This is a genomic window from Vibrio sp. 1CM8B, assembly GCF_023161685.1.
Lineage (GTDB): Bacteria > Pseudomonadota > Gammaproteobacteria > Enterobacterales > Vibrionaceae > Vibrio > Vibrio coralliirubri.
In genome coordinates this window covers 12,563-24,668 of sequence record NZ_JALNTU010000019.1, presented here as the reverse complement: position 1 = coordinate 24,668, position 12,106 = coordinate 12,563, and the positions used below count along the sequence as shown (strand labels likewise).

Sequence of the window (12,106 nt, the reverse complement as noted above, 5' to 3'; positions counted from 1 at the left end):
ATAACACGGTCTAATTTAAAGACTTATTCAATATTGACCAACAGTTAATATGAACCCACGTTAAATAAAAGCCAGCGCGGTAAACGTATGCGAAAAGGAATATAACATGCTAAACAAACAACAACTGGTTTCTGCAGCAACTGCACTACCGGGAAATGCTGACCCAATTCGAATCACTGAGCGCCATTTCGTCAATCAAACCGACCTGCTCGATGCGCCTACGGACTCTCAACAAGAAGTCCTGTTTGGTATGGGATGCTTCTGGGGAGCTGAGCGTTTGTTTTGGCAATTGGATGGCGTTATTTCAACATCCGTTGGTTACGCTGGCGGTTACACGGTTAATCCCACTTATGAACAAGTATGTACTGGGCAAACCGGCCATACCGAAGTCGTTCGTGTCATATTTGATAGTGAACAAACCTCTCTAGCTCGAATACTTGAGACCTTTTGGGAGCGTCATGACCCAACTCAAGGAATGCGCCAAGGCAACGATTTAGGGACTCAGTACCGTTCTGCGATCTACACCTTCAGTGAAGAACAACAGTCTATCGCTGAGCACTCTAAACGTGAATATCAACGAGCAATGACTGAATCTTTAGGCAACGAGATCACGACGGAAGTTCTGCCTGCTGGAAAATATTTTTTCGCAGAAACCTACCACCAGCAATACCTAGCTAAAAACCCGAATGGGTATTGCGGGTTGGGTGGAACAGGTGTCTGTTTCCCTCCACAATAAAGTGCTGTTCGACATACCAGCGAGAAAGTACACGCATTAAAAAGGGCTTCCATTAGGAAGCCCTTTTCATTGTTAATCTATTCGGTGCAAACAAATCGATAAAGCGCAGTTACACCGGCAACGCAGCAATCGTGCCGTTAACTTCTTTAAAAATAATGAGCTTTTGTTTGTCTGAAACTTCAGGAAGAAGCACCTTGCCTTGGTCGAAGCGAAATTCTCCAACACCTTCAATAGCAAATTGGCCTTTGAACAGGACTTTAACGAAACGCGCCACCTGATGTGGACGGTAAGTAGAAAATTTTCTTAACATAATACAACCTCAATTCCATTTGAGTACTACAGTCACATACCTGAACAGCGTCGTTGTTCAAAGCACATTTAATCGCTAATTCCTTTAGCAAACAGCAAGATAATCTATTGTTCATCTCGATATTGATGCATTATACCTTTTGGTAACAAGCCTGCAACTTCTTTCTACGTCGTACGATAAAAAAGTTAAAGAGGCATTTTTCAAATTTCATATTATACTTCCAGTGCAAACCAATAAGCGGAACAAAAATATAATGAAAAACAAAACTCTACTGGCTTTTTTAGCCGCAGCCTCTCCACTCTTCGCCAATGCTCACAACCTATCAGTAGGCGCTACCTTGCCTGCCGTCGATGTGAGTAACTATGGTGAGATTGTTCTAAACGACGGAAATACTGGATATCAAGCTTGGGCAACCAATGATCTTCTAGGTAAAGTTCGCGTCGTTCAAGCTATCGCTGGCCGCAGCAGCTCTAAAGAGCTCAACGCACCATTGATGGCAGCCATTACCGCATCGAAGTTCTCAGAAGACAGCTACCAAACCACCACTATCATCAACCAAGATGATGCGATTTGGGGTACTGGGTCTTTTGTTAAGTCGTCTGCCGAAAGCAGCAAAGAAGAATTTCCATGGTCTTCTATGGTCCTAGATGAAGACGGCGCCGTTGCGTCATCATGGGCTCTAAAAGAAGAAAGCTCAGCGATTATCGTTCAAGACAAGCAAGGTAAAATCTTGTTTGTAAAAGAAGGTGCATTAAACGAATCAGAAGTCACTCAAGTCATTGAGTTGATTAAAGCGAGTCTTTAATAAGATATTCGCGTCTTTTTCGAGACCTAACCAAAGGATATTGTTATATTATAACAGTATCCTTTTTTAATTCTGTGGTTAATCATCCTGATGTGGCAAAACACACCCAACAATGTGAAACGCAAAACAGGCTTCTTGCTTGGGCTTATGCTCATGTTAAGCGTGTTAGCCGCAACACACATCGTGGATATCGCACCAGAGCACCACACCTCACACCATTGTGAGCTGTTTTCGCTTAATCAGTTCATCACGGCGCACTCACTACCACAGATTCCAGAGTTCCATTCGGAATTTACTGTCGCTATCACAGAGTCAGTAACTTCACTACAGCGGCTATATTTCGCTTATTTGGCACGCTCACCTCCTGTAAATATCGCTTAATTACCACTACTTTTTAATTAACCTTTATTCAGGAAAAAAACATGAAACCTACTATTTTAGCCGTTGTTATCGGCATGACTGTCTCTACAAATGTTCTAGCTAACGAAGAATTCCGCTCTCATGATGCACACGTACATGGTCAAGTTGAAGTAAACATCGCGCAAGATGGGCAAGAACTGCTTGTTGAAGTAACAGCTCCAGGCGCGGATGTGGTTGGGTTTGAACATGCTCCAGAAACTGCAGAACAGAAGAAAGTGTTTGAGCAGGCTATCGCACAATTAAACAAGCCAGAAGAGCTGTTTAGTTTTAACAATGCGAGTTGTACTCTGAAGTTCAAGTCAGTGGCAAACACCTTAGAAGACGATCATGACGACCATGAAGGCCATGACCATGCGGAACACGGTCATGACGACCACGAAGGCCATGACCACGCTGAACACGATCATGACGACCACAAAGACCATGACCATGCTGAGCAAGATCATGACGACCACAAAGACCATGACCACGCTGAACACGATCATGATGACCACGAAGGTCATGACCACTCTGAAGGTGGCCACGGCGAATTCACCGTTGAGTACCATTACCAATGTTCAGACGTTGCTAAGCTAGACACAGTTAGCACTCAATGGTTCTCTAAGTTCGGTAATACAGAAAAAATGACTGTGAACTTACTAACAGACACAGCTCAAGTACAAGAAGTGCTTAACGCAGAGCGTATTAGTTTCCGATTCTAATCACTCCTAGATCGGATTAAACGTAAAATAAACAGCCAGGTAAGTCATCGCTTACTTGGCTGTTCAAATCGGTGTGTTCTGGGGAATTTATGCTTCAAATTACTGTCCAGTAGATACACCGCTTTAATTATTGGAGCTAGCATGTCTTCTGACAGTTCATCATTTGTGGTCAAACTCGAAAATATCAGCTTTCGTTGGAAGCCTGAATTACCACCAACGCTAGAGATCCCCTCTCTGTACATCCAAGCCCAAGAGCACCTTTTTATTAAAGGGCCAAGTGGTTGTGGAAAATCAACTTTGTTAGGGCTACTGACCGGAATCAACCAAGCTGAGCAAGGAGAAGTCTCAATCCTTGATCAAGACCTCACTCAGCTTACACCTCGTCAAAGAGATAAATTCAGAGCCGATCATATTGGTTATATTTTCCAACAATTTAACCTGCTTCCTTATCTATCAGTTATCGATAACGTGACGCTTCCTTGCCAGTTTTCACAGATTCGTAAACAGCAAGTCGCAGAAAGCCAGAAAAGCTTACAAGAGACGGCTCGAGAGTTATTACTCCGATTAAAGCTACCTCAAGCTTTAATGGATAAGCCCGTTACCGAGTTGAGCATAGGTCAACAACAACGTGTTGCTGCCGCTCGTGCTTTGATTGGCCAACCCAAAATCATTATTGCCGACGAGCCAACCTCGGCTTTGGATCATGACAACCGAGAAGCTTTTATCGCACTGTTGTTAGAACAAGCCAACCAGGCAGGTTCTACTCTTATCTTTGTTAGCCATGATCCAACACTAGAAAAGTTGTTCACTCGAACCATAGATTTAAAAACCGTTAACCAAGCTAAGGTTGTCGTATGAAAGTAATTACTCACTTAGCCTTAAAAAGCGTACTCAACCGTAAAGCCACGGCTATTCTCACTATTCTCACGGTGGCGGTATCCGTCATTCTCTTGCTCGGCGTAGAACGCGTTAGAACCGAAGCAAAAAGCAGCTTCGCCAATACGATTTCAGGTACTGACCTTATCGTTGGTGGCCGTTCTGGTCAGGTAAACCTGCTGCTTTACTCTGTATTCAGAATCGGTAATGCGACCAACAACATCGACTGGAAAAGCTATGAAGAATTTAGCCAGCACAACGCAGTAAAGTGGGCGATACCAATCTCATTGGGCGATTCACACAAAGGCTTCCGTGTGATGGGTACCAACCATAGCTACTTTGAAAATTATCGCTATGGAAGTAAGCAACCACTTACTTTTCAGCAAGGTAAAGAGTTTAATCAGCTATTTGACGTAGTGATTGGTGCCGACGTCGCGAAGAAGCTAGATTACAAAATCGGTGATCAAATCATTCTTGCGCACGGTATCAGTGATGTTGCGTTTAGCCGTCACGATAATCTGCCCTTCAAAATTGTCGGAATACTGGCACCAACAGGAACACCAGTAGATAAAACCGTGCATGTTTCGTTAGAGGCTATTGAAGCGATTCATGTTGGCTGGGAGTCAGGTGCTAACCTAGGACACACGCCGGATGCCGAAACCTTAAAGACTTTTGATTTCCAACCGAAGCAGATTACCGCGATGATGCTCGGGCTGAATTCGAAGATTCAAACCTTCGCACTGCAACGAGAAATCAATAACTACCGCCAAGAACCTTTAAGCGCCATTATGCCGGGCATTGCGCTTCACGAATTGTGGGGAATGATGGCTGTAGCAGAACAAGCACTACTGATTGTTTCAGGGTTTGTTGTTGTCGCCGGTTTATTGGGCATGCTCAGTAGCCTACTCACTAGCTTGCAAGAAAGGCGTCGAGAGATGGCTATCCTGCGAGCGATGGGCGCAAGACCTCGTCATGTGTTTGGTTTACTGATCAGTGAAGCCAGTGCGCTAACCTTCCTTGGCATTACATTAGGTGTTGCGGTGTTGTTTGCGCTGATCGCAGTGGTTGCTCCTATTGTGCAACAAAGTTATGGTATCAACATATCGATATCCGCAATCACACCGCATGAGTGGAAACTGCTTATGCTGGTACAAGTTGCCGGAATCATTATCGGCTTTATTCCCGCTTTCAGGGCTTACCGCCAGTCATTGTCTGATGGCATGACGATTCGAATCTAAAATAGGAACCTACGATGCAACGCAAATTCCTACTGATACTTGGGATACTTCTGTTCCCATTTATCAGTACAGCTCACGCTGAAACCACTCAGAATGACGAATCGGTATTAACACTTGAATGGATTGATTTGATTCCAGAATCAGAGCGCGCTCAGCTAGATTCATTTGGTATGCCGATGGTTGACCACAATAGTATGGATAAACCTCAACAATCAACACTTGGTGCTGTTCGCCCAGAGCTGAATGGCAGCACAGTAAAGATTCCTGGCTTTGTGATTCCATTGGAAGGTGATGAAAATATGATCACTGAGTTTCTGCTGGTACCGTACTTTGGCGCATGTATCCACGTGCCACCGCCACCACCGAACCAAATCATCTACGTGAAGTTCCCGAAAGGTGCACCAATACAGCAGTTATGGGATGTGATCTATTTGGTCGGAACGCTGAAAACTGAGTCAATCAGCCATGACTTAGCGCAAACCGGTTATCTTATTGAAGGTACTGCGATTGAAGAATATGACGACATGTAGTCATTAGAAGGGTGGCTCAAGGATGAGCTGCCGTCACTGAACGAGTGCGATCATTCAATAACAGTTTAATAACGATAATTTTCTTCTGAATTACGCGATGTAATTAGATAAGTAAGCTAGAACAGCGACATAAGTCGCGAGTAATAACCCTATACTAAGCTGTTTCTTCAGCTTGTTATCATTGACTTGATTCATAACTCCTCCTTGAGAACTACAACAAATTTAACATTTTATTATCATTAGCAAAAGTAAAATTTTGTTGAAACCTTCAACTCTGCACGCAAAATCTAGCCACCAATAAGATAAAGAGTTACATTTTAGGCAGTTATACCAATCACAATAAGTAAGTGTTCAGGAATAGCGTAGGAAAAAGGCTTAAGAGCAAGGCGGCGCTTTTTGATAAGTAGTTATTCTACAATCAAAAATTGTAGCTCAGTTATCGAGCGTTTTAACAAGCTAGGTTTAGCAATTATTTACTACGATTGGTCTTGAGTCATCTCCTAACGGTACTCTTATGTCAGAAACTAAACAGCCAGTGATCATTGAGCATGCTAGCGACACACAGCATAAGCATGAGAAAAAGCCTCATATTGCCGACAGTGCCAGCAGAATGCTGCACATCGCACAAAGCTTCGGCCTCGATTCCTTAATTAGTCATAGTGCCAAGCCAAACGATAAAGCTGAGAGTACGCTTATCGAACGGGCACTATTGCGAGAGAAAAAGCGTAGAGAGCTTCGCCAAAAGAACCTAGAACAGATTCTAAAGTTGGCGCACTCTTCGTGTAAGGATGAAGCGGCTGGAGACCCGGATCAGGACTGGCTATATCGTTTCTTCGACATGGCACAAGAGATCCACAATACATCGATGCAAAGGCTATGGGCTCAAGTACTGAAACGAGAAGTCACCAATCCAGGCTCGACATCGATGAAGGCACTGCAGATCTTAAAAGACATGACACCAAAAGAAGCGTTAACTCTACAAAGAGCGGCATCACTGGGTTGTAGCTTTGGTAGCGATAGCAGCAGAAAGCTCTTACTCGGTTTTAAATCTCATGCAGGGCTATTCAGCTTTGGCAAAAGGGATACCACCAACACCATCAACCTTGGTGGGCACAACCTGCCCTACTCCAGCCTGCTCCACTTGATAGAGCTCGGGATTATTCTGGGTACAGAATTGGAATCCGGAGAGATTGATTTCGATCCAGCCCTGCACCTAACCTATCAAGGTAAGAGCATGTCACTGGCACCGTTATCAAAAGGCGTGAAGCTGGTTTACTATCGATTCAGCCCTACAGGCAATGAGCTTTGTACCTTGCTTGGCAACAAGCCAAACACGCAGTATTACGACCAACTGATTGCACTATTGAGCCAGAAATTCACGGTTCAGACAGAAGTGAAAAGCAGTGTGAATTACACCGTCTAGACACTCGACGGTGTAAAGAGTAGACGGTGTAAAAAGTGAGGTGAATTGAGAGGAATAAAGAGAATCTAGAGGATAGGTTTCTTGTCTCGGTAAACCAAGGCTGCACTACTTATCAGTCATGAATAAGTCGATAAGTAAGTGGACAGCCTTAGTCATACCAACGATCTCAATTGGCTAAAATATTACGCTTCTCCAACGCATCAATACACAGTTCGACCAATTCATCGAGTGTCTTCTCACCTGCGGGTAGATCAATCTCAGGGTTCTGAGGCGCTTCGTACACTGAACTAATACCTGTGAAGTTCGGGATCTCTCCGGCACGTGCTTTCTTATACAGACCTTTAGGATCACGCTGTTCGCAAACCTCTAATGGCGTATTGACGAACACCTCAAGAAACTCACCTTCCGGCAATAAATCTCTCACGAGTTGCCTTTCAGCTTGGTGCGGAGAAATAAAGGCTGACAGCACGATCAAGCCTGCATCTGCCATCAATTTAGCAAGCTCACCAATACGACGGATGTTCTCTCGACGATCTTGCTCAGAGAAGCCAAGGTCACTACATAATCCATGACGCACATTGTCGCCATCCAATAAGTAAGTATGGTAACCAAGCTGTGCCAAGCGATTTTCTAATGCTCCTGCGACTGTCGATTTACCAGAACCAGACAATCCGGTGAACCAGAGCACGGCTGGCTTTTGTGATTTCAGATCCGCGCGAAATGTTTTATCAATCGAGTGTTGATGCCACACAACATTCTCATCTTTGGGTTTGAGTACTGCGGTCATAATTAGTCCTTTAAATAAACAGCATTAAAATGGGAAAAAATAAGGAATTAGGGTCAATACCAAACCCGAATAAACAATCGAGATTGGAATGCCAATACGCAGATAATCCGTTAAATGGTAATTACCTACGCTATAAACAAGTAAGTTGGTTTGGTAGCCGTATGGAGAGATAAAACTGGCACTGGCACCAAACAGTACCGCCATGATGAACGGCATAGGGTCAACGCCATAACCTACTGCCATACTGTAGCCAATCGGAAATGAGAGTGCTGCGGCCGCATTATTGGTCACCAGCTCTGTCAAAACCAAGGTCATAAAGTAGGTAGCAACTAACGCACCGAATACGCCCCAACCATTAAACGCCTCCATGAACATCAGCCCCATGCGCTCAGACAAACCCGATGAAATCATCAGTTGAGCAATAGAAAGTGCAGAGCCCACGATCACCACAATATCGACTGGGAAACGGCGACGAAGCTCACCCAGCTGCACCACGCCAAATGCCACCAACAACAATAGAAAACCAGCTAAGCCTTTGATAATCGGTACTGCATCGATAAGAGCGAGGCCAATCACACTGGCAAAACCAAGCAACACAAACGTCGATTTATCGGCATCAAGCTTGGCACTCGAATCTAAGTCATTCATCAACACAAACTCTTTGTTGTGTTGTTGGCGCTGTTCTTCAAAGCGTTTGCCGGGAACCAAAATTAGGGTATCACCAGCGGTTAATGTGATGTTTCCAAGGCCACCTTCAAGGCGTTCATGGCCACGACGAATAGCAACCACAACCGCATCGAAACGGTCTCTAAATTGGCTGGTTTTCAGGGTTTTGTTACAGAAGCTTGCCGACGAACTCACCACCACTTCAACGAAGCTCTGGCCATTCAAATGATGCTGACCAAACAGGGTTAAACCTTGGATTTCTTGCAGTGTTGCCACACTTTCGACATCGCCACAAAATAGCAATCGGTCACGAGCTTGAAGTATGAAGTCAGGGTCTATCGACGCGGTGGTTTTACCGTCGCGAATCACTTCCGCTAAGAACAGTTTTCTCAAAGCTCTTAGGTTGTTCTCGCTAACACTACGACCAACTAACGGTGAACCGGGCTCCACTCTGGCTTCTAAAAAGTAAGGCAGATCATCTTGAGAACCATCATCATAGCTGGGTAGAAAATAGCTAAGAGGGATAAGGATCAATACGCCACCGACCAAAACCGCTAAACCGATCAAGGTAGGTGTGAAAAAGTTTAAGCTCGGTAAACCTGCATCTTCAACAAAACTATTGATGATCAAATTGGTAGAGGTGCCGATCAATGTCAGGGTGCCACCTAAGATGGCAGCGTATGACAATGGGATAAGTAACTTAGACGGCGCGTGCTGTTGATTACGTTTGATCGCCCCGATCAAAGAAACAACCACCGCGGTGTTATTAGTAAAAGAAGAAAGTAACGCTGTGGAAATACCCAACTTCGCAACCACGGTACCTAGCCTACCTTCAGAGATATTGCGGCTAACCCAGCTAATTAAGCGAGTTTTCTCCAACGCACTTGATGCGAGGATCAGAAGAATTAAAGTCAGTAACGAGGAGTTAGTGAAGTTATTGGCTAGGCTCGACAAATCGATCATGCCAGCCATAAAAGCAATAAACGCCGCGCCAGCAAAGATAAAGCTTGGCTTAATACGGGTAACGAGCAGGCAAGTAATGATGCCGAGCAAAATTGCTAATACAAATCCTTGTTGCCACATATACCCGTCCTTTATGGCGGAAACGATCGGTTTCCGCCTGATTCAATAAGCTGTTACTTGGTCGTTTATGACTTCAGTAGTTGGCTTAGATCTTTGGCATCCCAATGAGGGAAATGTTTGCGAACCAATGCGTTGAACTCAAGTTCAAATGCAGAGACGTTACCGACTTGCTGTTCAACAGAGTCCAAACGGTCTCGAATCAAACCCGCACCAACCGTCACGTTGGTTAGTCGGTCGATAACGATGAAACCACCGGTATCGGCACTCTCACGGTATTTATCCAGCGCGACAGTCTCGTTCAGTGACCATTCACACAAGCCAATGCCATTCAGTGGCAACTCATCGACAGCGTGAGTCGATAGGTTGTTGATGTCGTATTGGTGACGAACTGTTTCAACCTGACCAACGGTTTTCTTGCCTGCGATCTTGATGTCGTAAGCTTTGCCCGGTTGCAATGGTTGCTCTGTCATCCACACGATATCAGCCAAAACGTGATTAGTGGATTCAATCTGCGCGTTTTCTAGCACAATCAAATCACCACGGCTGATATCAATCTCATCTTCAAGGGTCAGTGTTACCGCCAAGCCCGCTTGTGCAGACTCCAAATCACCATCAAAAGTTACAATGCGTGCAACTTTCGAGGTTTTACCCGACGGCAGCGCCTTGATTTCATCACCGACACTGACACGGCCAGAGGCAACGGTGCCAGCAAAACCGCGGAAGTCTAAGTTAGGACGATTGACGTACTGAACTGGGAATCGGAATTCACCCGCAGAACGCTTTTGGTCAATGTCGACGTTCTCTAACACTTCGAGTAGAGATGGGCCTTCGAACCATGCAAGCTCTTTACTTGGTGCAGCAACGTTGATGCCTTCAAGCGCCGAAACTGGCAAGATCTGAATGTTAGTTTCACCTTCTAGGTTTTCAGCAAACTCTAAGTATTCATCGCGAATTTCTTCAAAACGATCTTGCGCGTAATCCACCAGATCCATCTTGTTTACAGCAACAATGAAATGCTTCAAACCAAGCAGGTTAGAGATAAACGAGTGACGACGTGTTTGATCCAGAACGCCCTTACGAGCATCAATCAAGATCACCGCCAGATCACACGTTGAAGCGCCTGTTGCCATGTTGCGCGTGTACTGCTCATGCCCAGGAGTATCAGCAATAATGAACTTACGTTTTTGAGTCGAGAAGTAGCGGTAAGCCACATCGATCGTAATCCCTTGCTCACGCTCAGCCTGCAGACCATCAACAAGCAGTGCCAAATCAGGCTTCTCACCTGTGGTACCCACTCGTTGGCTATCCGAGTGAACCGCTGCTAGCTGATCTTCATAAATCTGTTTTGTATCATGGAGCAAGCGACCGATTAGAGTACTTTTACCGTCATCTACCGAGCCACAAGTTAAAAATCTAAGCATAGATTTATGCTGATGCTGACTTAGATAACCTTCAATCCCTAGTTCAGCCAATTCGGCTTCTACTGCACTATTCATTTTTCTTTCCTTAGATTCTTAGAAATAACCTTGGCGCTTTTTCAGCTCCATAGAGCCCGACTGATCATGGTCAATCGCTCGACCTTGACGCTCACTAGACGTCGCCACCAGCATCTCTTCAATAATGCCTGTTAGCGTATTCGCCTCAGATTCAACCGCTCCGGTTAGTGGGTAACAGCCTAAAGTACGAAAACGAACGCTTTTCTCTTCAATCACTTCACCTTCTTGCAGCTCCATACGGTCATCATCAACCATGATCAGCATGCCATCACGCTCAACAACTGGGCGTTTATCAGAAAGGTAAAGCGGAACAATATCGATGCTCTCTAGATAGATGTATTGCCAAATATCCAGTTCAGTCCAGTTTGATAATGGGAATACACGAATGCTTTCGCCCTTATTCACCTGACCGTTGTAGGTGTGCCACAGCTCTGGACGTTGGTTTTTTGGATCCCATGTGTGGTTCTTATCGCGGAAAGAGTAAACACGCTCTTTCGCTCGAGATTTCTCTTCATCACGACGCGCACCACCGAAAGCCGCATCGAACCCATACTTGTTTAACGCCTGCTTAAGGCCCTGAGTTTTCATGATGTCTGTGTGTTTCGAAGAACCATGTACGAATGGGCTACAACCCATCTCGATACCTTCAGGGTTCTTATGTACCAAAAGGTCAAAACCGTACTTTTCTGCTGTGCGGTCACGAAACTCAATCATCTCGCGGAATTTCCAATCCGTATCAACGTGTAATAGTGGGAATGGAATCTTGCCTGGGTAAAACGCTTTGCGAGCTAAATGAAGCATCACAGAAGAATCTTTACCGATGGAGTACATCATCACTGGGTTATCAAACTCAGCCGCCACTTCACGGATAATATGAATACTTTCCGCTTCGAGCTGTTTTAGGTGGGTTAAACGTTCTTGGTCCATTTCAGTGCTTCCTTTAAGGCTCGCGTTACGAGCAATTCATTACTTGGTCTTGCCAAGCATGGGATTTAACTCATCCACTAGAGTGAATGGGAGTATTGGCACTAGAAG

Annotated in this window: 13 protein-coding genes; 8 read left to right on the top strand and 5 right to left on the bottom strand. The window is 44.8% G+C overall.

Annotated features, from left to right (window positions below):
• The first annotated feature begins 106 nt into the window (after positions 1–106).
• Positions 107–736, top strand: coding sequence for a peptide-methionine (S)-S-oxide reductase MsrA (gene msrA / locus MSG36_RS22315; RefSeq protein ID WP_019821425.1), 630 nt, complete (start codon positions 107–109; stop codon positions 734–736).
• 109 nt (positions 737–845) lie between these two features.
• On the opposite strand, the gene MSG36_RS22310 is transcribed toward msrA, so the two are convergent.
• Positions 846–1,046 (bottom strand): DUF1107 family protein, encoded by a 201-nt coding sequence (locus tag MSG36_RS22310; RefSeq protein WP_048612597.1) that lies wholly within the window; start codon positions 1,044–1,046, stop codon positions 846–848.
• A gap of 253 nt (positions 1,047–1,299) precedes the next feature.
• On the opposite strand from MSG36_RS22310, the gene MSG36_RS22305 reads away from it, so the two are divergent.
• The 7 genes from MSG36_RS22305 to MSG36_RS22275 all read left to right on the top strand — a co-directional run bounded on the left by MSG36_RS22305 (position 1,300) and on the right by MSG36_RS22275 (position 7,039).
• Positions 1,300–1,851: a YtfJ family protein gene (locus MSG36_RS22305; protein WP_048605931.1), complete on the top strand. Its 552-nt coding sequence runs from the start codon at positions 1,300–1,302 to the stop codon at positions 1,849–1,851.
• Between the two features lie 90 nt (positions 1,852–1,941).
• Positions 1,942–2,232 (top strand): DUF2607 family protein, encoded by a 291-nt coding sequence (locus tag MSG36_RS22300; RefSeq protein ID WP_017063722.1) that lies wholly within the window; start codon positions 1,942–1,944, stop codon positions 2,230–2,232.
• Positions 2,233–2,273: 41 nt separating this feature from the next.
• The gene (locus tag MSG36_RS22295) at positions 2,274–2,972 is read left to right on the top strand and encodes a DUF2796 domain-containing protein (RefSeq protein ID WP_248369747.1); all 699 of its coding nucleotides are present in this window, start codon (positions 2,274–2,276) and stop codon (positions 2,970–2,972) included.
• Between the two features lie 141 nt (positions 2,973–3,113).
• On the top strand, positions 3,114–3,830 hold the full coding sequence (locus MSG36_RS22290; RefSeq protein ID WP_248369745.1) for an ABC transporter ATP-binding protein: 717 nt from the start codon (positions 3,114–3,116) through the stop codon (positions 3,828–3,830).
• Complete coding sequence (locus MSG36_RS22285; protein WP_048605937.1) at positions 3,827–5,086, top strand: ABC transporter permease; 1,260 nt, start codon at positions 3,827–3,829, stop codon at positions 5,084–5,086. Before MSG36_RS22290 ends, MSG36_RS22285 begins: the two co-directional genes overlap by 4 nt.
• A 14-nt stretch (positions 5,087–5,100) precedes the next feature.
• On the top strand, positions 5,101–5,616 hold the full coding sequence (locus tag MSG36_RS22280) for a DUF3299 domain-containing protein (protein WP_248369743.1): 516 nt from the start codon (positions 5,101–5,103) through the stop codon (positions 5,614–5,616).
• A 514-nt stretch (positions 5,617–6,130) separates the two neighbouring features.
• The gene (locus MSG36_RS22275) at positions 6,131–7,039 is read left to right on the top strand and encodes a TIGR03899 family protein (RefSeq protein ID WP_086775413.1); all 909 of its coding nucleotides are present in this window, start codon (positions 6,131–6,133) and stop codon (positions 7,037–7,039) included.
• A gap of 166 nt (positions 7,040–7,205) precedes the next feature.
• Here the strand turns inward: MSG36_RS22275 and cysC are convergent, their stop codons facing one another.
• The 4 genes from cysC to cysD all read right to left on the bottom strand — a co-directional run bounded on the left by cysC (position 7,206) and on the right by cysD (position 12,034).
• A complete protein-coding gene (gene cysC / locus MSG36_RS22270; protein ID WP_017067555.1) occupies positions 7,206–7,826 on the bottom strand; it encodes an adenylyl-sulfate kinase in 621 nt (206 codons plus the stop codon).
• 24 nt (positions 7,827–7,850) lie between these two features.
• Positions 7,851–9,575, bottom strand: coding sequence for an SLC13 family permease (locus MSG36_RS22265; protein WP_017067554.1), 1,725 nt, complete (start codon positions 9,573–9,575; stop codon positions 7,851–7,853).
• A gap of 65 nt (positions 9,576–9,640) precedes the next feature.
• Positions 9,641–11,071 (bottom strand): sulfate adenylyltransferase subunit CysN, encoded by a 1,431-nt coding sequence (cysN, locus tag MSG36_RS22260; RefSeq protein ID WP_248369741.1) that lies wholly within the window; start codon positions 11,069–11,071, stop codon positions 9,641–9,643.
• 18 nt (positions 11,072–11,089) lie between these two features.
• On the bottom strand, positions 11,090–12,034 hold the full coding sequence (gene cysD / locus MSG36_RS22255) for a sulfate adenylyltransferase subunit CysD (protein WP_258954156.1): 945 nt from the start codon (positions 12,032–12,034) through the stop codon (positions 11,090–11,092).
• Positions 12,035–12,106: the final 72 nt, after the last annotated feature.